Origin of the sequence: Mycolicibacterium rhodesiae (assembly GCF_002086695.1) — a bacterium.
Taxonomy (GTDB): domain Bacteria; phylum Actinomycetota; class Actinomycetes; order Mycobacteriales; family Mycobacteriaceae; genus Mycobacterium; species Mycobacterium rhodesiae.
Genome location: NZ_MVIH01000005.1, coordinates 159,913 through 181,689 on the forward strand (window position 1 = coordinate 159,913; position 21,777 = coordinate 181,689).

A 21,777-nucleotide genomic window follows, 5' to 3' on the forward strand; every position below is an offset into this window, starting at 1 on the left:
GGGAGAAAACGGCGATTTTTTCGCCGCGACCTGCTTAGAGTCGAAGTCCGCGGGGGAACTGGGGGCGTGGCATGCGGATCTTGCTCACGGAAGTCACCGGTGAGCTAGGTCGTGCCCTCGCCCAGAGCCTGCTGGCGGCGGGCCATGACGTGTACGGCATCGCCGAGCGTCCGCACCGCGACCTCGATGCGGGGGTCGCGTTTGTCGCCGCGGCGCTCAGCCACCCGATGCTGTACCGGTTGGCCGAACTGGCCGACGTGGTCGTCCAGTTGCCCGCCGAAGGGCGCGATCTGGCTCGCCCGGCTGATGTGGCCCGGGTCTGTGACGCCGCCGCGCGCGGCGGGGCGCGGATCGTGTTCCCGTCGCTGTCTCTGCTCGGTCCGCGCGGCGCTGCGCAGGTGGAGGATCTGGTCAGCACCTGCTGGGCGCCGAACCTGGTGGTGCGCATCGCCGCGCCGATGGGCCGGCAGACCGACGCCCTGGTGTGCCGCTCGGTCGCTGCGCTGCTGGACGCCGACGCCATCGGATCGGTCCATGTACTGCACGTCGATGATTTGATCCGGTTTCTGGTTCTCGCCGTCGGCACTGACCGTACCGGCGTTGTCGACCTGGCCGGCTTCGACACCACCACCGTCGTCTCGGCGGCCCGGCTTCTCGGCGGCGCGGACCCGCATCCGCGGGTGCGCGGTGTGCCTGGCTGGCCGCAGCTGTGTCCGCAACTGGACCTGGGCCCCTTGCGAAGCGAGTGGGCATTCGAATGCGGCTGGGGCGCAAGCGATGCCGTCGCCGACACGGTGCGTGGGTTGCAGGGCCGAAAGGTCGGCGTGGCCGGCGCGCGCGCCGTCCCCGGGCGAGTCCCGCTGCCGGTCACCACAGTTCCGCGGGCGACCGGCACCGGAGCCGCGCCCGACGGCGCCGACGGCGAATTCGACGACCGGATCGATCCGCGCTTCCCGGTGTTCGTGGCCGGGCCGCTGAGTGAAGCAGGCGCAGGTCCGCTCACACCGATGTCGCTGGATCTTCATCTGGGCGGGTTGCGGCTGGCCGGCCGGTCGCTGGCTCAGCTCCTGGATCTGCGAGGTCCGGTCGCCGGCGAATGGGAGAGCCGTCTGGTCGCGTCGTTCGGCCACCGGATCTATCTGGGCGCCTCGGCTCTCACGGCCGCCGAGCCGCGACTTCCGGGCCGTGCGGCCAGTCTGTCGCGACGGTTGCGCGCCGCCGCCGACGTCCCGACGCGGGGCCCCGGCGCGTTCGCCACGGTGACCGGCGCCATATCGGCGACCCGTCTGCAGGCCGGCGCCCGCATGTACGGCCGCCACCTGCGGGCCTACCGCGACGCCGCCGACGCCGAACGGAGGGACACCGCCAAGCTCGAGTTGCTGCGCGATGCCCAACTGGACGCGCGAATACGGTTGCTGCGCAGCCGAGTTCATGAGGGATGGACGCTGAGTGCACTTGCGGTCGTGCTCGCCGAAGCGGCCCCGGCGCAGCTGGGCGGGGCGGATCAGCCGACGAGCATCCGCGCCGAGATCGCGTCGCTGGCGCGGGTGATGCGCGCACATCCGTACGCCCGCGCCGCGTTGGAGGCAGGCGATATGGCGGCCACCCGCACCGGCGCGCCGATGTTGGCGAGTGCGTTCGCCTCGGCGCTGGCTCATCTCGGGCACCGCGGACCGGGGGCCGTTGAGCTCGCGACGCCGGTGCTCGGCGATCGTCCCGACGCACTGCTGGCGGCGGCCGCTCGAGTGAACGACACGGGAGCCGACGACCACGTGACGGTGCCTGCTGCGCAGGCCTGCCGGGTGCTGGCCTATGACACCACCCTTCGCTACACCCACCAATTTCGGCTTTCCGCACGGGAATTGGGCCGCAGACTGGTTGCGGCGGACAAGATCGCGGTGCTCGACGACGTCTTCGCGCTGACCGTCGATGAGGCGCTGGCCGTACCCGCGGACGCCAGGTTGCGTATAAAACGTCGCATCGCCGAACGTGAGCGGTTGCAGGCCGTGCGACTGCCTGCCGTCATCGACGGTGCCTGGACGACGGTCCCGGCGGCAGAACCCGCGCAGGTCGGCGACGAACTGCACGGAACCGGACTGTGCCCCGGCGTCGTGGAAGGCACCGTTCGGGTGGTCGATTCGGCCGCCGACGCCGGTTTGAGCGCTGAGGACATCGCCGTCGTCGCAGGCGCCGACATCGACGCGGTGGCGCTGCTGGGCACACCCGCCGCAGTGCTGACCGACGGCGGCGCCACGCTGGCCGACGTGAGCGTGTTCGCCGCTGACTTCGGTGTGCCGTTCGTCGCCGGGGTCGCCACCGGGTTGTGCACCGGCATGAGGGTCCGGGTCGACGCCTCGGCGGGGCTGGTCACCGTGCTGGAGCCTGCCTGCGACGTGGTGCCGGTGTGACGGGCGTATACCGTGGCCCGGTGATGTGGCGGACCATAGCGGCGCTCTCGGCATTGTGGTGGGTGCTGATCGCCGCCCCGGCGCTGATCGCCACGCGGCTGCTCGACCATGCTGGTGCCGGCTCGGCCAAAGGCTGGGTGCTCGGTGTCTGGCTCGGCGGATACGTCGCGCAGTTCGTTGTGTTCCTGGCGATTTCACGCCGGTCACCGCGTCCGGCACTGCTCGGCTGGGTGATCGCATCGACGGTGCCGTGGGCGGCCGACTGGACGACCCCGCTGTCGGTGTGGTGGCTGGTGCTGTGGAGCATGGTCGTCCTCGGTTACGCGGCGTGGCTGATTGTCTCGGTGTCTCGGGTGGATCAGCTGCGCAGCGCCGGCGTGGCCGCCACCGGTGTCGTGCTGGAGGTCATCAGACCGACGCTCAACGTGGTGGTCAACAAGGATGCCAGCCGCCGCGTGCTGCGGCTGCGGGTCGAACGCGTCGACGGCGCAACACCTTACGAGGCCCGCGTGGCCGCCACATTCACCTTGGGTGAGTTGCCCGAGGCCGACGATCGAGTGGCGGTGCGGATCGATCCGGCCCGCCCGCAGCTCGTCGAAATCATCGAGGACCAGCCCATTGTCCGGGCCGCGCCGCAGCCGGAGGACCTGCCGCCCGAGCTGGCCGAACGGCTGCAGACCTTGAAGACCATGCGCGACCGCGGTGACCTCACCGACACCGAATTCGCCACGGCGCGAAGAAGACTGCTCGAATCACCCGCCGAGTAGTTCACGCAACCGCAGCGCATTCCGGACGGCGTGCCCCTGGCCGTCGTTGTTGAAATAGACCAGGACCCGCCGGTCCTGGTCCTGCCATTCGCGGATCCGGTCGGCCCACCAGTGCAGGTCGTCCTCGGAGTAGTCCCCGGCGTAGATCGGCGCGGTGTCGGGGCCGTGCATTCGCACGTAGACCAGATCGGTGGTGGCGCGCAGCACACACGGCATACCCGGCCCGCTGATCACCACGTAGGCGGCGTGGTGGCGCTCCAGAAGCTCGTAGACCTGCGGGTCGTCCCAGGACGGGTGACGCATCTCGATGGCCACCCGGATCCAGTCGGGGACCAGCGACAGGAAGTGATCCAGGCGGGCATCGTCGCGCTCGAGGTCGGGATGCAGTTGGATCAGCACCGCCTCCCGCTTGTCGCCCAGCGCCTGCTGGCAGCGTTCCAGCCGGTCGATCCAGGGCTCGGGATTGTTCAGGCGGCGGTAGTGGCTCAGCCCGCGGTGCACCTTGACCGTCATGGTGAACCCGTCGGGCAACCGGGTCCGCCAGCCCTCGAAGGTCGCGTCCTTGGGCCACCGGTAGAAGCTGGCGTTGAGTTCGACGGTGTCGAACACTTCGGCGTAACGGGCCAGCCGTTTGGCGACCGGCAGCCCCGGCCGGTACAGCACCGAGTCCCAGTGATCGTACGACCACCCCGAGGTGCCGATCCGGACCGTCACGCGTCAGCCGGCGATGCGCTGCCGCACGTCGTCGTCCAGAGACACCCGCACCAGCCCCGCGGCGAGCGGGGCGATCGCCCGCCCGGTGAGGGAAGCCAGCTTGTCGGGATCGCGGGGGAGGCCGAGTTGTTCGGCGCTGTCCAGTGAGCGCTTGTCGAAGTAGGGCCGCACCCACGGCCAGACGTCCTGGACCTCACGCAGGAAGATGTCCGATCCGGTGTCCCCGATTCCGGTGAACTGTTTGAGCGCCTGCTTGGCACTTTTCACATCGGGCTTGGTCACGCGGGCGAGGATGCGCAGGTCGTTGCGGTAGTCGTCATTGACCCTGGTCGCCAGTTCGGTCAACCGCGACGCCGAACTCTCGTCGTAGCGCACGTAGTGGGCACGGGCGAACGCGTCGATCATGGTCTGCCGGTTGGCCGACATCACGGCCCGTGGTGTGCGCAATCCGGCCCGGAACAGTTCCCGGGCGGCGTGCATCGCAATCGCGGCGTCGATCGGTTTACTGGCCAGCAGGCACAGCACCAACAGCTGAAACAGCGGCATCGGGGTGTCCCGCAAGGTGATTCCCGCTTCAGCGGCATAGGTTCTGCCCGCGTGCTGACGCAGACGCTGAATGAGCCGCCTGGCCTCCGCATCATCCATCTGCCAGGCGATACCCGTCCAGTGGGCCGACGAAACGACGTGTCATTGTGGCGTCAGACATTCTCAGCGTTTGGTGTCCCGCCAGGCGATCATCTTCTCGACCGTGCTCAGGTCGTACCTGCCGTCGGATGCCCGGACCTCGGTGTGGAACAACGTCGCGCCGGCGGCCAGATAGTCGTCTGCCGACTGCGGATCGGTCCAGAAGGTCGAGCGCTCGATGTCACTGTCGGAGCGTCCGAAGCCGGCGGCCAGCTCGGCGACGCGGGCGCTGGCCTCTCGATACGAGTCGAGGGGAAGGAAGGTGTGCCAGATATCGGCGTGGCGTGCGACGGCGGGCAGGGTGCGCTTGGGGCCGGATCCGCCGATCAGGATCGGGATCTTGCGCAGCGGCGCCGGCTGCAGCAGGCCGAACCGTCGCTCGATGCGCAGCAGACCCTCGTCGAAGGCGTCGGCCCGGGATTTGACCGTCCCGAAATCGAAACCGTATGTGGTGTAATCCTTCTCGTACCACCCCGCGCCGACGCCGAGGATGGCACGGCCGCCGCTGATGTGATCGACGGTGCGTGCCATGTCCGCGAGCAGGTCCGGATTGCGGTAACCCATCCCCGACACCAACAGTTCGAGCTCGGCCCGGGTGGTGATCTCGCCCCAGGAGGCCAGCGCGGTCCAGCCCTCGAAGTTGTTGACGTCCGGCTGCGTGGCCGCCAGCACCGGTTTCGCGTCGGCGATCGATTCGATGAACGGCGCGTGGAAGTGGTCGTAGCCGAAGATGACGTCGACGCCGATGTCCTCGGCGTGTAGGACGGCACGCCGCCAGGTGGCGTAGTCAGGGGTATCGGCGGGCTGAATCTGCACGGCGACGCGCACGGGATGGGTCATGCACGCGACAAGCCCGGCTCGCCGGGATTTATTCCGGCACTATTTCGAGGGCAGGGATTTCGCGTAGTCGACGCCGCGGGCCGTCCAGGTCTGGAGCTGACGCTTCGTCCGCACGCCGGCGTCTCCGATGCGGATCCAGCCGCGAGTTTCCCGCCCCGCCATGATCATCGGTGCGGTGTGCGCCCGTTGCAGCAGGGTGGCGGTGTCGTCCGGCGATACCCGGACCATCAGGCCGCCCTGCCCGCTGGCGCACACGGCCATGTTGCCGTTGATCAGGAACGCCACCCCGCCGAACATGCGCTTCTCGTCGACTCCGTGTTCGATGGCGAGCAGTTCCCGCAGGCGGTTCGCGAGATCTTCGTCGTAGGCCATGCGCTTTCCTACCACGCCGAGCAGACACAAACTCGGGCTGATTCTGGCGAATCAGCCCGAGTTTGTGTCTTGTCGCGGTCAGGCCGCGGCGGTGGCCGCCTCGGTGGCCGGCTCCAAGGCCTGCGCGACGATGTCGGCGACATCCGTCATCGGCTTCACCGTCAGCGCCTCGAGCACCTCGGCCGGGACGTCGTCCAGGTCTGCCTCGTTGCGTTGCGGGATGAAAACCGTTGACAGGCCTGCCCGTTGCGCGGCCAGCAGCTTCTGCTTGACGCCGCCGATGGGCAGTACCCGGCCGTTGAGGGTGACCTCGCCGGTCATCCCGACGTCCGAACGGACCTGTCGTCCGGTGGCCATCGAGACCAGCGCGGTCACCATCGTGACACCCGCGGACGGACCGTCCTTGGGCACCGCGCCGGCCGGCACGTGCACGTGGATCTTGCGGTTCAGCGCCGCGGGATCGACGCCGAGTTGCTCGGCGTGGCTGCGGACATAGGACAGCGCGATCTGCGCGGACTCCTTCATCACATCGCCCAGCTGACCGGTCAGCTGAACGCTCGGCTCACCGTCGGTCGACCCGGCTTCGATGTAGAGCACATCGCCGCCCAGGCCCGTCACCGCCAGTCCGGTCGCCACGCCCGGCACGGCGGTGCGTTCCGCCGATTCCGGGGTGAACCGCGGACGGCCAAGGTAGCCAACCAGATCCGGCTCATCGATGGTCAAGGCGGTGTCGTCGGCGGCCAGCTTGGTGGTCGCCTTGCGCAGGGCCTTGGCCAACAGCCGCTCGAACTGCCGCACACCGGGCTCCCGGGTGTAGTCCGCCGCGATCTTGCGCAGCGCCTCGTCGGTGACCGTGACCTCCTCGGGGGTCAGCGCCGCGCGGTCGCGCTGCCTGGGCAGCAGGTACTCGCGGGCGATGGCCACCTTGTCGTCCTCGGTGTAGCCGTCGATCTGCACCAACTCCATGCGGTCCAGCAGGGCCGACGGGATGTTCTCGATCACGTTGGCGGTGGCCAGGAACACCACGTCGGACAGGTCCAGATCCAGGTCCAGGTAGTGGTCGCGGAAGGTGTGGTTCTGCGCGGGGTCCAAGACCTCCAGCAGCGCGGCCGACGGATCGCCCCGGTAATCGGAGCCGACCTTGTCGATCTCGTCCAGCAGCACGACCGGATTCATCGAACCGGCCTCACCGATCGCCCGGACGATCCGGCCCGGCAGCGCGCCGACGTAGGTGCGCCGGTGCCCGCGGATCTCGGCCTCGTCGCGCACGCCACCCAAGGCGACGCGAACGAACTTGCGGCCCAACGCCCGTGCCACCGATTCACCCAGCGACGTCTTGCCGACACCGGGAGGCCCGGCCAGCACCATCACCGCGCCGGAGCCCCGGCCGCCGACGACCTGCAGACCGCGCTGGGCGCGACGGGAGCGCACGGCCAGGTACTCCACGATGCGGTCCTTGACGTCATCCAGCCCGTGGTGGTCGGCATCCAGGATCTCCCGTGCCGCCTTCAGGTCGGTCGAATCCTCGGTGCGGGTGTTCCACGGCAGGTCCAGGACGGTGTCCAGCCAGGTGCGGATCCAACCGCCCTCCGGGCTCTGCTCGCTGGAGCGTTCCAGCTTGCCGACCTCGCGCAACGCCGCCTCCCGGACCTTCTCCGGCAGGTCGGCCGCCTCGATGCGCCCGCGGTAGTCATCGGATCCGTCGGGCTCACCTTCGCCTAGTTCCTTGCGGATCGCGTTGAGCTGTTGGCGCAGCAGGAACTCCTTCTGCGTCTTCTCCATGCCCTCGCGGACGTCCTGCGAGATCTTGTCGCTGACCTCGACCTCGGCCAGATGCTCTGACGTCCAGTCGATCAGGACCTGGAGGCGGGCGGCCACGTCTTCGGTCTCCAGCAGCTGACGCTTCTGGACGTCGGAGAGGTACGACGCGTAGCCGGCCGTGTCGGCCAGCGCCGACGGGTCGGTGATCTTGTTGACCACGTCGACGATCTGCCACGCCTCACGGCGTTGCAGCATGGCCAGCAGCAGTTTCTTGTACTCCGCGGCGAGTGTCTTGGTGTCCTCGTCTGCCTCGGCCGCGGTTATCTCGTCGACCTCGACCCAGAGCGCGGCGCCCGGCCCGGTGGTTCCGGATCCGATGTGGGCGCGGCTCTCACCGCGCACGACGGCAGCGGCGCCACCGCCGGGAATGCGGCCCACCTGAACGATCGACGCGATGACGCCGTGGGTGGGGTAGCGATCGTCCAGTCGTGGCGCGATCAACAGTTTGCCGGTCGGGGTGGCTTGCGCCGCGTCCACCGCGGCGCGCGCGGCGTCGTCGAGTTCGATCGGCACCACCATTCCCGGCAGCACGATCGGCTCGCTGACAAACAGGACCGGCACAGATTTGGCTTCAGCCATCAATCCTCCAAAGTTCAGTCTGACCGACTCAACCTTGACTGGTTCCAGTTTGTTCCCCCGGGTCCTGCGCCCAACGTCACCCAGCGTCACGTTGGGCGTCGACCGCGACTCTGGAGTGACGCTCGGTGGATGGCAGACCACGCACACAAAGCAGCGAGCCTGCCGCCGGGGGGGTGGCGACAGGCTCGCTGTTGTTCGGGGTGGATCAGCCGGCGGAAGGAGTTGCCCCCAGAACCCGCTGCATGTCCGGGATCATCTGCTGCAGCTGCTGTCCCCAGTAGCCCCAGCTGTGCGTGCCGTTCGCGGGGAAGTTGAACACGCCGTTGCGTCCACCAGCCGCGAGGTAGTTGTCCATGAAGGTCTTGTTGGTGCGCAACGTGAAGCCTTCGAGGAACTGGGCAGCCATCAGGTTGCCGCCGCCACCGGAGGTGTCGAGATCGGACGGCGTACCGGTGCCGCAGTAGATCCAGATCCGGGTGTTGTTGGCGACCAGCTGGTTGATGTTGACCATCGGGTCGTTGCGACGCCACGCCGGGTCAGACGACGGACCCCACATGCTTTGTGCGTTGAACCCGCCCGCGTCGTTCATCGCCAGACCGATCAGCATCGGCCACCAGCCCTCGGAGGGGTTCAGGAAGCCGGACAGCGATGCGGCGTAGGTGTACTTCTGCGGGTAGTAGATCGAGTAGGTCAGCGAGGCGCTACCGGCCATCGACAGACCGACGACGGCGTTGCCGTTCGGGTCCACGCCGTAGTTGGCGGCCAGGTAGGCCGGCAGCTCCTGGGTCATGAACGTTTCCCACTTGTAGGTGTAGTTCTGCCCGTTGCCCTGCGACGGCTGGTACCAGTCGGTGTAGAAGCTGGACTGTCCACCGACCGGCATGACGGTCGACAGGCCCGAGCCGTACAGCCACTCGAACGCCGGGGTGTTGATGTCCCAGCCGTTGTAGTCGTCCTGCGCACGCAGGCCGTCGAGGAGGTACACCGCGTGCGGGCCGCCGCCCTGGAACTGGATGCGGATATTGCGTCCCATTGCGGCGGACGGGACATCGAGGTAGAGAACCGGGAGTCCGGGCTTGGAGAAGGCGGCCGAGGTCGCCGACCCGCCGACGACACCGATCAGGCCGGGCAGAGCGAGTGCGGCCACGAAGGCTGCGGCCACGCGGCGCAACCAAGTGCCTCGCAACTTATCGACGATCTTCATGACGGAAACCATCACCTTTCGTACGTGTATCACAGTGGAGAAGTGCTGTGCTCTGGCAGCTAATCACGGTGCGTAGTGCGAACTCGGCACGCGCGGCGGTGTGGCATATCGCGGTTCGCTAACGATCAGGCGACGCGCGGGACTCGGGATCGTCAGTACCGCAACGGCTTTGAACCGACGCCGATAACGCTAAGGTCACGCCGCGGCAACGATACAGTGGAGGCATGGCCCCCTTCGAACTGCAGCGCTTCGTCGACGCCCAGGATCGCGTGTATGACCAGGTGCTTGCCGAGTTGCGGGCCGGTGCCAAGCGCAGCCACTGGATCTGGTTCATCTTTCCGCAGCTCGCTGCGCTCGGAAGTAGTTCCACCGCAAAGCGTTTCGGCATCAATTCGCTTGCCGAAGCGCAGGCCTACCTGGCGCACCCGGTGCTCGGCCCGCGATTACATGAGTGTGCGCGCCTGGCCGTGGCGATCGAAGGCCGCTCGATCGAGGACATCTTCGGCTGGCCGGACAACCTCAAGGTGCGCTCCTCGATGACGCTGTTCGCCCACGCCACCGACGACAACGCTGATTTCGTGGCGGTGCTTGACGCGTTCTACGGCGGGGAGCGGGACGACCGGACGCTGGAGCTGCTATAGCGGGCGCAGCACCAGCCAGCCCTGGGGCGGGATCACCACAGCGTCGACGAGCTCTTCGGGCGGTGCCGCGGTGCCGCCCACCAGCCGGGCCTGCCCGCCGATGAGTGTGGCGACCGGCAGCTCCATCGGCGAGTCGTCGATGTTGAGTGCAACGATCAAGGCGTCGTCACCGTTGCGGGTTTCGTAGGCATAGCCGCGGTTGTCCAGTTGCAGCGCAGTGGTTTTCGCTTCGTGCAGCCACGGATTGCGTCGGCGCAGGCCGATCAGGTACTGGTGCAGGTTCCAGGTCTCGCGCCCGGCGGGATCCAACGGGACGGGTGGCGACCCGAACTCGGGACGGACCGCGTCGTCGCCGCCGGCCCGTTCTTCCTTGACACCGCGATAGCCGAGTTCGTCACCGGCGTAGATGCTGGGGACACCGCCGGTGGTGAACAGCAGGACCAGGGCGTGGGCCACCTGCTCGGGCCGGTCCAGCTTGCTGGCGATCCGGGTGACGTCGTGGTTGCCGACGAACGTCAGCGGCGCGAACCGGGCCAGGAAATCGTTGTGGCGCTGCAACGCCCAATCCAGCTCGTGGAAGTTGCCGTCGTTGAGGCTGCTCCAGATCGCCTTCCACAGTTCGTACTGAGTCACCGAGTCGACACCGGAACCGTCGACGAACGCGGCGTAATCGCCGTGGATCACCTCGGCGACGAACCAGGCGTCGGGATGGGCTTCGCGGACCCGCGGGAGCACCTGGGCCCAGAATGTCTCCGGCACCGCGTACGCGGCATCGAGTCGCCAGCCGTCGGCGCCCCGGGCCAGCCAGTGGCTCATCACGTCGACTGTGTAGTCGACGACGGCCGGGCTCTTGTGGTTGAGAGTGATGAGCTCGCCGTGGCCCTCGAAGGTGTGGAAGTGGCCGGGGCGGCCGCGAAACCACGACCGTGCGTCGGGGTCGGTGCCCTCGACGGCGCGCCGGTAATGCTCGAATTCCGTTCCCACGTGGTTGAACACACCGTCGAGGAGGACCCGCAGTCCACGCCGATGTGCTTCGGCGACAAGGTGATCGAAGTCGGCGTCGTCACCGAGTCGCGGATCAATGCGGAAGTGATCGGTGGTGTCGTACCCGTGCGTGCGGGAGGCGAAGACGGGACCCAGCGCGATTCCCGATGTGCCGAGTTCGACGGCATGGTCGAGCCAGTCGACAATGCGGCGGAGCCGGTGTTCGCCAGGACCGGGCGGTTCGGCGGCTGGGAAGGCGCCGACGAAACCGAGCGGGTAGACGTGCCACCAGATCGCGTGGCGCACCCAGTCGATCATGGCGCGAACTTCGCCTTGTACAGAGACTTCATCTCGTCCTGATACCCAGATGCGGGGCCATCCACCGTCAAATGTGGGGCAATCGTCGTGATCGGCAGCGTCGCCACGGGCGGCAGCGGCGCCTGCCACGTGGCGAGCCACTGGCCCAGCTGCGCGCCCGCGACGGCAAACACGATGCGGCCCAAGCCAACCCAGGCATGTGCAGCGGCGCACATCGGGCAGTGCTCGCCGGAGGTGTAGACGGTGGCGCGGGCCCGCTGGTCGGGGGAGAGGTTGGCGGCTGACCACTGTGCGATCGCGAGTTCGGGATGAGCGGTGGCATCTCCGCCTGCGACGTGGTTGTGATCCTCGAACAAGACCGTGCCGTCTTCGTCGACCAGGATCGAGCCGAACGGCTCGTCACCGGCGTTCAATGCGGTGCGGGCCAGCTCGACGCAGCGGCCGAGCCGGCGGATGTCCTGGTCGTCGAGCGCCACGTCCTCACCTTACGCAACCGGTGTCGGCGGATGGCGGAAGCGCCAAAGGTCCAGTAGCCGCATCGGATCCACCGGGGACCCGGGGCGGCCACGGGCCAGCGGGTAACAGGCGAACCCGACGAACAGTGCGACCAGGTGCCCGACCGGGGTGAACTCCGGCGTGATCACCACTGCGCCCACGCAATAAACGAGAGCGATGAACACATACATCCAGCGCCACGGCCGCGCGATGTGATAGCTCAGCAGGCCGACGATGCCGGCGGCGAAGTAGCTGACGCCGATGTCGCGGGCGTTGAGGTAGCGCGGTGAGATCATCGCCTCCTGGATCTGCCAGTACAGGTATCCCTCGCTGGCGTAGGTGGCGACGATGTGGGCGATCAACCCGGCAATCAGGAATCGCAGGCGCCCCAGCCAGCGCTCGGCAGGGGCCAGGAAGAGAGAGAAACCCACCAGGTACGGCCACCACGCAGCGCCGTCGAGCCACAGCAGGCTGGTGACGAGGACCCGGATCGGGTCGGAGGCGAGGTGGTGCAGGTTCGTGGAGTCTTTGCGCAGCAGTTCCAAGAGGTGCCAGTGCGGGAGTAGGTGCTGGGCGATCGTCGTGAGGAACAGCACCGCCAGCCAGCCGAACGTGATCGGCGCGGTGCCGATGAAATGCACGACCCGGCCGGGCCAGCCGCGCCGCGTCGGAAGGACGGGCGAGGGGGGTTCGAGGCCGTCGTGCACCCACCGAGATTACTTCGGCGGGCCCGTCCGCTAGTGGCAACAGCCCCCGGTCGGTGTTTCCAGCACTTCCAGCCGACACAGGCACGAGGCCAGGATCGGGACGTCCGCGCGGGCCTTGGCCAGTTCGAGTTGGCGGCCGACGATCACGGCCTCATTTGTGCGGCCGAGTCGCTGCAAGCATTCGTGGTAGCCGTGCAGGCTCCAGACGTTGCCCGGATGGTGACATGGCCGGCTCAGCGTCGGGTCCAGACCGAGGTCGGCGGCATACACCGCGGCCGCGTCCTCGACGCGCCCTTGCTCGAGCAGCAGTGCGCCGTATGCGTGCCGGGTGGGCTGCATCCAGCCCCACGGTTCGTCGTACGGGAGCTCGTCGTCGAGTGCGATCGCCCGCCGCAGATGAGCGAACGCCTCTTCAAAATCGCCCTCCCGATAAGCGATCTCACCGTCGAGCATCGCCGCCGCGACGGCCAAGATATCGCGGCTGGTGTTGTTGAACAGATACCGCGACTCCGGGACCCGCGCGTAGGCCGCGGCGAACGCCTCCCGTTCGGCGGCCGCCTGGGCCAGCTGCCCCTTGGCGGCATGCGCGACTCCACGCCCGTAGTGGATGGTTGCCGTTGTCGTGCAGTACAACTCCGTGTCGGCGGGCAGGGGTTCGGCGATCAGTTCATCCCAGCGCCCGAACCGGATCAGTACATGGACTCGCAACGGTGCGAACGCTTCCAGCCAGTCCGCCATCGGCGGCGACTCGATGCTGAGCAGTTCGGCGGTCAGCTGCCCGGATAGCTCGCCGGCGGCCTGCAGTGCGATCTGCGACTGGCCCGCGAACATCGCCGAATAGACGATGAAGTGCAGATCGTGCGCCCGGTAGAGCGAGTAGAAGTTCAGCGGCCCGGCGTGCGCGACGAAACGGCGATCCGCCGCCACCGCGGACTGGTTGGCCAGCACCGAATCTCGATAGTTCCCGCACAACACGTCGATGTGCGACGGCATGTGCTGCAGGTGACCGGCGTCGGGCACCAGGCCGCGCAGCAGGTCGGCGGCCGGCAGCGCGTCCTCGGGGTGGGCTGACATCTCCATCGCGTGGATGTAGAGGTGCAACACGCCGGGATGGCCGCGACCGGCCTCGGTGCGCAGCGCGGCGTCCAGCAATTGCTTGGCCTCCACCACCCGCGAACCCGGGGCCGGTTCGCCGGTTTGGGTGTCCCACAATGCCCATGCCGTGATATTCACCAGCGCGTCGGCGGCCAGGGCGAGGACGTCGACGTCGTCGGGGTAGGCCCGCGCCAGTTCGGCCATGGCCTCGGCATAGGCGACATGCCCCGCGGCCAATGCTTCCGCATCGGAAGGATCGTCGGTCGGGAACCGGGTTGCCAGCGCCGCGATCAGGGCGTGCTCGACGACGCTGCCGCGGCTCTTGGCGGCCAGCTCCAGTTCCATGCGGGCCCGGGCCAGCGACGCGGTCAGGTCGACGGGATCGAAGGCCTCCCAACCCTTGTTGTAGTTCGGTCCGATCGCGTACGCGATGCCCCACCGGGCGATCGCGAGGTCGGCGTCGAGCGCCAGCGCCCGCTCGAAGCAGGTGATCGCTTCTTCGTGGTTGAAGGCGTACGCCCACACCAGTCCGCGGTCGAACCAAACCTGCGCGTGCGGCGACGGCGTGTCGACGGGACGGTGGTAGTCACCGAGGTCGTAGTACGGCTCGGTGTCGCCGAGTGGAACCGCCATGCTGCACACCCTAGGTCAGCGCGGCGACTGCCGATACCGTTGCAACCGACCAGAACGAAAGGGTGCCCAAGTGATTCGCTGCGTGCGTTTGTTCACCGGAGCCGATGCGCAGTCCCACGTCGAGATCGGACGCCTCGACCTGTCGCCGGGACGCAACGACGACCTGGTGTCGGTGGCGATGTCGTCGACGCGGGTGACTGCGGAGGAGACCGCCAGCGGCGGCACGCTGGCCTGGCACACCGCGCCGGTGCGCCAACTCGTTGTGACGCTCGCCGGCACGCTGGCGTTCACCACCCGCGACGGCGAGGAATTCACGCTCGCCCCCGGCGACGTGCTGCTGGCCGAGGACACCGTCGGCTCCGGCCATCAGTGGCGGCTGGTCGACGCCAATCCGTGGCGACGGCTTTACATCGTGCTCGCCGACGGAACCGAGGTCCCGTTCGTCAGCGACTGACGCTGTCCTCAGAGACCGAGCGCCGCGAACACCGCCGAAAGCCACCGTGGCACCGGCGAACTCGTGGGGGCGTTCGGTGTGTCGGTCACTTCGTAGGAGCCGAAGTCGTCCTGTTTGATCGGGGTGTTGAACTGAACACCCGTCAGCGTGAACGTGCTGTCGTCGACGATCACCGTGAAGGTGCCCGTCACCTGCCAGACGGGCTGTCTGGTGGTGACGGTCGTGGTGTAGCCAGGGGGCGTGGTCACCTCGATGTCTTCTTCGAAGGTCTTGGTGAAAGTCCACGTGTGCCCGTAGGCGGTCTGGATCTCGGCGTTGATGGTCTTCGTCAAGTTGCTGAACGACGCCTTGGCGGTGATGTTGAGGCTGTCGGTCTGGCTGCGCACATCGATGAGCTTGAGCGTCCTCTTGATGGGGTTCTGCCCCCTGTTGATGATTGGGCTGGCCACGTTCTTGGGTGCGCTGAGCCCCTCGGACTCCGTCTCCGGCTTGAACTCGCACTTCCCGATGCCGCCGTCCTTGCACAACGCCTCGATGATTCTGGCCTGCGTTGCGGCCTGGTCCGGTCCGATGACGGTGTTTGCGCCGGGCGCCTGCACCAAGACCACCGTCTTGCCGTCGGCCGAGCAGCGCTCGCTTCCGCCGACCGCACCGCATGTCGACGACGCGCCGTTGAAGGGCCCGACAGTCAGGTCGGCGGTGAATATCGTTCCGTCCGGCCCTACTCGCAACACCGGCTCGACCGTCGTCGTTCGGAGGAAGTTGTAGATCACCTCGGTTCGGGCGGTGCCCCCTACCGGGATCACGGTGCCGGGCTTGGGCAACCCGTTCTCGGGGAGTTCGGTTGTGCCGTAACCGATCACGGTGACCGGTTTGCCGGTGAGATTGTAGATGGTGTAGCCCTGCGTGGTGGTACCCAGCAGTCCCGCGACGACGCCGCGCAATTGATCACCAGGACGCGTCGGCGTGGCATCCACGGCGTTGAACAACGCCGCGAGATTCGGTGCCGGAGGATTGGTGAACCTGAGGTTCTTTCCGTCTGCTACGCATCGCTGACCGCCGCCGGCGCTCGCACAGGTGGATGAGGCCTCGTTGAACGGGCCGACGGTGAGGTTGGCGGTGAAGACCGTGTTGCCCTCCGCTGTCGTGAACAGGGCTTGGACTCGCGTCGTCTTCAGAAAGTTGTAGACAACTTCGAATCGGATCGTCTGGTTGGGCGCGACGACGGTGTCGGGCGCTGGTCCGCCGTTCTCTGGACGTTCGGTGGTTCCGTAGCCCACGAACGTCACCGAATCACTGCTCTCGTTCCTGAAGACGAATCCCTGGGTTGTGGTACCCAGCGCCGAGATCTCCGTGCGACGAAACAGCGCCCAGGCCAACACTTCCAGTGGTCGAGGAATGGCGGGCGGATCTGGCAGCGAGGGACCGGTGGCCAGCGCCGAAAGACGTGATACCACGCCCATCACGGGGGCCGCTGACAAGGACGCTGCCGACGGCGTTTGGTTGTTGGATTCTGCCGCGGGTCCGCCGGTTTCGGCAGGAAGTTGGACACTCGTAGGCTCTGCGGTCACATCAAAGCCCGTCGGGAGACCGACCGCCGTCGCTGCGGGCTCTTCGATCCCAACGCGTCTCGTCGAGGTGACGTGGCGGTTCGATTGTGGGTGCTCGCGGGGCGCTTCACGGACGTCGCTGAGGTGGATACGGACCCGTCGTCTTCACTGCGTGCGGCGGGCTTTGCGGGGCCCGCTTTGCGTGCGGAGTGTGCGGATGACGCTGAGCCAGACGAGTTGGTGTCGCCCGGGTCGGCCGCTGCGTTCCAAGGGCAGGCCACGATCGCCAGGCCCAGTCCCGTCACGAAGACGGCCGATGTCAGACGTGCTCTGGTCGATGGTGATTCCACGGCGCACCTTCTCGAGGAAATATCCGGCTTATTGCCGATAGCGTAAGTAGATCTGGCAATTTCCTGTGCGCCAAGAACGAGGTCGTCGACGACCGTTCACCGAGCCGAAACCGCTTGGTAAGTATGCGGGGCAGTCAGAGTGGGACAGCATATTTCGGGCGCGCTGTTCATCTTCGCAGCGAGCAACCGAAGGTCGACATCGTCGACGTTCGGTGCCCACAGCAATTCAATGCGGTGTTGCCGTCGGTCCTCGCACCGGAGGCTGGTGACGAGCGCCCTACTCAGTGCCCGGCGACGATGTCAGACTCGTCGACGGTCACCGGCTCCTTGGCCGCGGGCAGCAGCGAATACAGCAGGCACACCACCGCGAAGAACAGATAACCCAGCGCCACTTGGGGATTGGCGGCCCACGCGATCTCGGGTGCGTGGATCAGGCCGACGAACGACAGTGCCGCGGCCACCACTGACGCCAGGGCGGCGTAGCGGAACTTCTTTTCCAGGATGAACGTCACCATGGTGCCCAGCAGCAGGCCGACCAGGATGGCGCCCTCGCCGAGCGTCTGCAGTCCGTCGTAGACCACGCCTGCGCCGCCGAGGGCGTCCATGCCGACCTTGGCCGCCGACGTTCCGGCCGCGTTCAGCGCGTTGTCGATCAGCCCGCTGGCCCACTGGGCGAGGTTGGGCAGCAGCGCCGCGACGACTGCCACCGCGTGCAGGCGCGGCACGGCCTGGAAGGCTTGGGCGCCGATCAGCAGACCGATGTAGAGCAGGATCGGCACGATCGCCGGCACCGGCAGCAGCGCGGCCAGCACCCCGAACAATCCGAGGAAGCAGAGCAGACCGATCACGACGCCGCTGGCCAGCGAGTAGCCGGCCCGGCCGCCGGCGTCCTTCCAGCCGGGGTGGCCGATGTAGACCGCAGGCGGGAACGGCGAGCCGAACGCCGAACCGATGACCGCACCGGCGCCGTCGGCCAGCAGCACGCTACGCAGGTTGTAGTTGTCACCCGCGGCGGCCGCGCTCTCCACATTGCTCATCGCCTCGGTGAAGTTGTAGACGCCCAACGGGATTGCGGTGCCGAGCAGCGGAGCCAGGTGGGCAAGTCCGGAACCCAGCAGATCGAGGCGAAGGTCGGGGATACCGATCGCGATGTCGGAGATCGCCTGGCTGACATCAGGTGCCGACATGTAGCCACCGATCCAGCCGATCGCGGTGCCGACCAGCAATGCCACCAGGCCGACGGGGATGTTGCCGGGCAGCTTCACGTCGGTGAAGAAGCCGATCAGGATGATCGCCAGCACCGGCAGGCCGATCCAGGCGGCCTCCCACATCTGGGCGGCCGGGCGCATCGAGATGAACGTGATCGAGATGCCGGCCAGGGTGCCCAGCATCGCCGCGCGCGGCGTGAGCTTGCGGATGTAGGGGCCGACGAAGCCGCCGATGATGACGATGACGCCGATCATGAACGCCCATGCCAACCCGGCCTTCCAGGCTTCGATGGGGTTCTTGGTGGCCAGGTAGACCGGCAGCATCACGACGAAAACCACGATGAACATGTGCGGCACACTCGGCCCGTAGGGCAGTGCGGTGACGTCGGTGCGGTTCTCCCGCCGCGCCAGCCGCCGGGCCAGGAACGTGTAGTAGAGGTTGCCCAGCACGAGGGCCACGCCGAGTGCGGGCAGCACGGTGCCCAGCACGTCGTCGGCCGGGAGCTTGACGACCCCGATCATCAGAGTGGTCAGGGTGAGGACGTTGACCAGGATGTTGAACCCGAGCCCGAAGAAGGCGTTGAGATCGCCCCGGGTCCACCACGGGATCTTCAGCTCGCTCGGCGGTGTCGCGGGCTCGGTGACGTCGGTGCTCATCGGCATGCCTTTCTGGCGCGTCGGGACATCGAGCGCTACCTGGAGATTCTCGACGCTCGCGTTCCAACCAGGGGTCGGTTATGTGTCAATCCTGTTAGCGGGCGACGAGACCCTCGTTCGACAGTCGATCGGCGCCGTGTTCTAGTGCTGAGGTGCTGGAGTTCACCGTCGAGGACCTGTCCGCCGAGGAGATCGCCCGGATGCAGGCGATCTATGAGCCGCTGGCGATCTCGGTGCGTCAGTTGGTTGACGCGACCATTCGCAGCGAGGTCGACGCCGAGACCGTCGCCGCGGTCAAGGCCGACATCGACGCCGCGACCGCCCGGCTGCGGAGCAAGCAGATCGACGGCGCCTTCGGCGTGAGGCGCACCCCGTCGGGGCAGAGCATGAGTTGGGGTAACGCGGTGATCGGGCTGCGGAACCCGATCGCGCCGCCGTTGGTGATCCACCGCGACGACGACGGACGGCGTTGGTGCGACTTCCATCTCGGTGCCGCCTATGAGGGTCCTCCCGGGCATGTCCATGGCGGGGTGTCGGCCCTGGTGCTGGATCACGTGCTGGGGGAGGCGGCCAGCCCGGATGGCAAACCGCGCTTCACCGGCAGCATCACGGTGCGGTACCTGCGGGCCTGTCCACTCGGTCCGCTGCACTCGGAGGCCCAGATCACCCGCGTCGACGGCGTGAAAACCTTTGTCTCCGGCTACATCTCCGACGTCGAGGGCATCACCGTCGAAGCCGAAGGCGTCTTCATCACTCCGCGCTGGCTGCGCGACTGACTGCGGTAGGTTCCAGCCATGGAGAAGGTGATAGTCACACTGCGGGCCACGGACGCCGACGACGAGTGGGCCGAACAACTGCGGGGTCCGGTCGCAGAGGAACTGCTCGCGCTCGGTCTGCCGGGACTGACGATCAACGTCCGCGACCGTGACGTGCGCGAGTCGATGATGACGCTGACGACGCTGGATCCGCCGGTGCAGGGGCTGGTCAGTGTGTGGACGCAGCAGTACTACGGCGATCAGATGCTGATGGCGCTGGAGCTGCTCGGCCACTACGCCGAGGAGATTGCCGCCTATTTGGTGACGGAGTCCGCGCCGCTGCCGCCGCCGTCCACCCCGCCGGGGGAGCGGTCGCCCGGGCTGGCCAACATGGCGTTGCTGCGGCGGCCGGCCGACATGGACGAGCGCACCTGGTTGGCCCGCTGGCACGGCAATCACACGCCGGTGGCGATCGCCACCCAGTCGACCTTCACCTACGTGCAGAACTATGTGGTGCGCGCCATCACCGAGGACGCGCCGTTGATCAACGCGATCGTCGAGGAGCATTTCCCCATCGAAGCGGTTGGCAGCCTGCACGCGTTCTTCGGCGCCGCCGACGATGCCGACCTGCAGAGCCGCATGGAGCAGATGGTCGCCAGCACAGCGGCATTCGGCGCCAACGTGAACATCGACGCGGTACCCACCAGCCGCTACAACTTCCGCAGCCCGTTTTCGGCATGACAACGCTGGACGAGGCCGTCGCACTGGCCGAGGCCGACCGTGGTCTGGCGGTGGTGTCGACGCTGCGGGCCGACGGCACCATTCAGGCGTCGTTGGTCAACGCCGGGATCGTGGCGCATCCGGCGACCGGTGACCCGGTGTTGGCGTTCGTCACGTATGGGCGAGTCAAGCTGGCGAATCTGCGGGCCCGGCCGGCGGTGACGCTGACGTTCCGCGACGGCTGGCAGTGGGCGTCGGTGGAGGGAACCCCCGAACTCGCCGGCCCCGACGACCGGCCGTCGTGGTTGGAGTCGGCGGACAAGTTGCGGCTGTTGCTGCGTGAGGTGTTCACCGCTTGTGGTGGTACGCACGAGAATTGGGCCGAGTACGACCGGACGATGGTCGAGCAGGGCCGCGTGGTCGTGTTGGTGGCGCCGACCCGGGTGTACAGCAACGGCTGACGATTTTTGTCGGTGGTTCGAACTAGTGTTCTAATCATGAGTTCGATCGATGAGGTGCTGGGGGCGCTCGACGATGTCGTCGAGGCCTTGGCTGCAGTCGATCTCGATGTGCTGGATCCACCGCAGCGGTTTGTCGTGCTGCAGCGGTTGGAGACCGCGCGCCGCCGCCAGGTCGCGGTCTCGCATGCTCTGGTGGGGCGGTTGGAGCAGTTCGAGGGCTGCCCGCCGGTCCCGATCACGCTCGCGGATGTGTTGCGGATCAGCCCGCGGGAGGCCAAGCGCCGCATGCGTGATGCCGAGCAGGTGGCGCCGCGGCGGGCGTTGACCGGCGAATCGCTACCGCCGCTGCTGCCGGACACCGCGGCGGCCTGGCACGCCGGCCAACTCGATGGCGAGCATCTGCGGGTGATCCAGAAGTTCTTCCGCGATCTGCCTGACCATGTCCCGGCGGTCGAGGTGGAGAAGGCCGAACGCGCACTGGCCGGCCACGCCCAGGCCATGCGGCCCGATCAGTTGGAGAAGGTCGCCCACCGGTTGGCGTTGCACCTCAACCCTGACGGGGTGTTCTCCGATCAGGACCGGGCCCGCAAACGCGGATTCGCCTGGTGCGGAGGCCAACAGATCGACGGCATGAGTGTGGGCCGGCTGATCGCCGACCCGGAATTGCGGGCACTGCTCGATGGCTGGTTCACCAAATTCGCCGCCCCTGGCGTGTGCAACCCGGCCGACCAGTCACCCACCGTCACCCCATCCGAGGAGGTGGCCGACGGTGATGTGCGCAGCCACGCCCAACGCCAGCACGACGCACTGACGGCGTTGGTGCGCGGTCAACTCGGCGACCCGAAACTGGGACAGCACAACGGCTTACCTGTCACCGTGATCGCTTCGGCCACGCTGCAGGACCTACAGAACAAGACCGGACATGCCGTCACCGCCACCGGCACACTGTTGCCGATCCCGGACGTCATTCGGATGGCCACCCACGCCTACCACTACCTGGCCCTGTTCGATCGGGTGAACGGTCAGGCGTTGTGGCTGGGCCGCACCAAACGCATCGCCACGGCTGATCAGCGAATCATGCTGCACAACAAGGAACGCGGCTGCACCCGACCCGGTTGTGACGCACCCGGCTATCTGACCGAGGTCCACCACGTCGACGAATGGGCCGACGGCGGGCTGACCAACATCGACACACTCACCCTGGCCTGCCGAGCCGACCACCGACTTCTCGACCAGGGCTGGAAAACCCGAAAACTCGCCAACGGCGATACTGAGTGGATCCCGCCACCACAACTCCCTCTAGCGGCGGGTACCAACACTTACCACCACCCAGAGCGACTACTGAGCGGCTAGGTCCCAT

Annotated in this window: 20 protein-coding genes; 8 read left to right on the forward strand and 12 right to left on the reverse strand. The window is 67.4% G+C overall.

The window, feature by feature from the left end; all coding sequences use genetic code 11:
- The first annotated feature begins 71 nt into the window (after positions 1-71).
- Together BST42_RS12985 and BST42_RS12990 are read left to right on the forward strand one after the other, a co-directional pair.
- Positions 72-2,408: a hypothetical protein gene (locus tag BST42_RS12985; RefSeq protein ID WP_110918587.1), complete on the forward strand. Its 2,337-nt coding sequence runs from the start codon at positions 72-74 to the stop codon at positions 2,406-2,408.
- Positions 2,405-3,175, forward strand: coding sequence for an SHOCT domain-containing protein (locus BST42_RS12990; RefSeq protein WP_133057452.1), 771 nt, complete (start codon positions 2,405-2,407; stop codon positions 3,173-3,175). The genes BST42_RS12985 and BST42_RS12990 overlap by 4 nt, the downstream gene beginning before the upstream one ends.
- Here the strand turns inward: BST42_RS12990 and BST42_RS12995 are convergent.
- The 6 genes from BST42_RS12995 to BST42_RS13020 all read right to left on the reverse strand — a co-directional run bounded on the left by BST42_RS12995 (position 3,161) and on the right by BST42_RS13020 (position 9,389).
- Positions 3,161-3,889 (reverse strand): DUF72 domain-containing protein, encoded by a 729-nt coding sequence (locus BST42_RS12995; RefSeq protein WP_083119121.1) that lies wholly within the window; start codon positions 3,887-3,889, stop codon positions 3,161-3,163. The genes BST42_RS12990 and BST42_RS12995 overlap by 15 nt on opposite strands.
- Before the next feature lie 3 nt (positions 3,890-3,892).
- The gene (locus BST42_RS13000) at positions 3,893-4,534 is read right to left on the reverse strand and encodes an endonuclease (RefSeq protein WP_083119123.1); all 642 of its coding nucleotides are present in this window, start codon (positions 4,532-4,534) and stop codon (positions 3,893-3,895) included.
- A 63-nt stretch (positions 4,535-4,597) separates the two neighbouring features.
- Positions 4,598-5,413, reverse strand: a complete 816-nt coding sequence (locus BST42_RS13005) for an LLM class F420-dependent oxidoreductase (RefSeq protein WP_083119125.1) — start codon at positions 5,411-5,413, stop codon at positions 4,598-4,600.
- Positions 5,414-5,452: 39 nt separating this feature from the next.
- Positions 5,453-5,785 (reverse strand): TfoX/Sxy family protein, encoded by a 333-nt coding sequence (locus tag BST42_RS13010; protein WP_083119127.1) that lies wholly within the window; start codon positions 5,783-5,785, stop codon positions 5,453-5,455.
- Positions 5,786-5,863: 78 nt separating this feature from the next.
- Positions 5,864-8,185: an endopeptidase La gene (lon, locus tag BST42_RS13015; protein ID WP_083119128.1), complete on the reverse strand. Its 2,322-nt coding sequence runs from the start codon at positions 8,183-8,185 to the stop codon at positions 5,864-5,866.
- A 205-nt stretch (positions 8,186-8,390) separates the two neighbouring features.
- Complete coding sequence (locus BST42_RS13020) at positions 8,391-9,389, reverse strand: esterase family protein (protein ID WP_083119650.1); 999 nt, start codon at positions 9,387-9,389, stop codon at positions 8,391-8,393.
- A 224-nt stretch (positions 9,390-9,613) separates the two neighbouring features.
- Here BST42_RS13020 and BST42_RS13025 point away from each other — a divergent pair, with 224 nt between their 5' ends.
- The gene (locus BST42_RS13025) at positions 9,614-10,030 is read left to right on the forward strand and encodes a DUF1810 domain-containing protein (RefSeq protein ID WP_083119130.1); all 417 of its coding nucleotides are present in this window, start codon (positions 9,614-9,616) and stop codon (positions 10,028-10,030) included.
- On the opposite strand, the gene BST42_RS13030 is transcribed toward BST42_RS13025, so the two are convergent.
- From BST42_RS13030 to BST42_RS13045, 4 genes are read right to left on the reverse strand one after another with little or no spacing between them, the layout of a single operon-like run.
- Entirely contained in the window at positions 10,025-11,332 is a 1,308-nt protein-coding gene (locus BST42_RS13030; protein WP_083119132.1) for an alpha-amylase family glycosyl hydrolase, read from the reverse strand. The two genes, BST42_RS13025 and BST42_RS13030, sit on opposite strands and share 6 nt — an antisense overlap.
- Entirely contained in the window at positions 11,329-11,808 is a 480-nt protein-coding gene (locus tag BST42_RS13035; protein WP_083119134.1) for a nucleoside deaminase, read from the reverse strand. The genes BST42_RS13030 and BST42_RS13035 overlap by 4 nt, the downstream gene beginning before the upstream one ends.
- Positions 11,809-11,817: 9 nt before the next feature.
- Positions 11,818-12,534: a rhomboid-like protein gene (locus BST42_RS13040; protein WP_237159400.1), complete on the reverse strand. Its 717-nt coding sequence runs from the start codon at positions 12,532-12,534 to the stop codon at positions 11,818-11,820.
- Positions 12,535-12,564: 30 nt separating this feature from the next.
- A complete protein-coding gene (locus BST42_RS13045; RefSeq protein ID WP_083119138.1) occupies positions 12,565-14,262 on the reverse strand; it encodes a tetratricopeptide repeat protein in 1,698 nt (565 codons plus the stop codon).
- 70 nt (positions 14,263-14,332) lie between these two features.
- On the opposite strand from BST42_RS13045, the gene BST42_RS13050 reads away from it, so the two are divergent.
- Entirely contained in the window at positions 14,333-14,716 is a 384-nt protein-coding gene (locus BST42_RS13050) for a cupin domain-containing protein (RefSeq protein ID WP_083119139.1), read from the forward strand.
- 8 nt (positions 14,717-14,724) lie between these two features.
- Here BST42_RS13050 and BST42_RS13055 read toward each other — a convergent pair whose 3' ends face one another.
- Positions 14,725-16,173: a hypothetical protein gene (locus tag BST42_RS13055; protein WP_133057453.1), complete on the reverse strand. Its 1,449-nt coding sequence runs from the start codon at positions 16,171-16,173 to the stop codon at positions 14,725-14,727.
- 724 nt (positions 16,174-16,897) lie between these two features.
- Positions 16,898-18,481 (reverse strand): SulP family inorganic anion transporter, encoded by a 1,584-nt coding sequence (locus BST42_RS13065; RefSeq protein ID WP_083119653.1) that lies wholly within the window; start codon positions 18,479-18,481, stop codon positions 16,898-16,900.
- Positions 18,482-18,633: 152 nt separating this feature from the next.
- Between BST42_RS13065 and BST42_RS13070 the strand changes: the two genes are divergently transcribed.
- From BST42_RS13070 to BST42_RS13085, 4 genes are read left to right on the forward strand one after another with little or no spacing between them, the layout of a single operon-like run.
- On the forward strand, positions 18,634-19,257 hold the full coding sequence (locus BST42_RS13070; protein ID WP_083119144.1) for a PaaI family thioesterase: 624 nt from the start codon (positions 18,634-18,636) through the stop codon (positions 19,255-19,257).
- 18 nt (positions 19,258-19,275) lie between these two features.
- Complete coding sequence (locus tag BST42_RS13075; protein ID WP_083119146.1) at positions 19,276-19,977, forward strand: hypothetical protein; 702 nt, start codon at positions 19,276-19,278, stop codon at positions 19,975-19,977.
- The gene (locus BST42_RS13080; protein WP_083119147.1) at positions 19,974-20,417 is read left to right on the forward strand and encodes a TIGR03618 family F420-dependent PPOX class oxidoreductase; all 444 of its coding nucleotides are present in this window, start codon (positions 19,974-19,976) and stop codon (positions 20,415-20,417) included. Before BST42_RS13075 ends, BST42_RS13080 begins: the two co-directional genes overlap by 4 nt.
- A 36-nt stretch (positions 20,418-20,453) precedes the next feature.
- Positions 20,454-21,770 carry an HNH endonuclease signature motif containing protein gene (locus BST42_RS13085; RefSeq protein ID WP_083119149.1) on the forward strand — a complete coding sequence of 439 codons (1,317 nt, stop codon included), beginning with the start codon at positions 20,454-20,456 and terminating at the stop codon, positions 21,768-21,770.
- Positions 21,771-21,777: the final 7 nt, after the last annotated feature.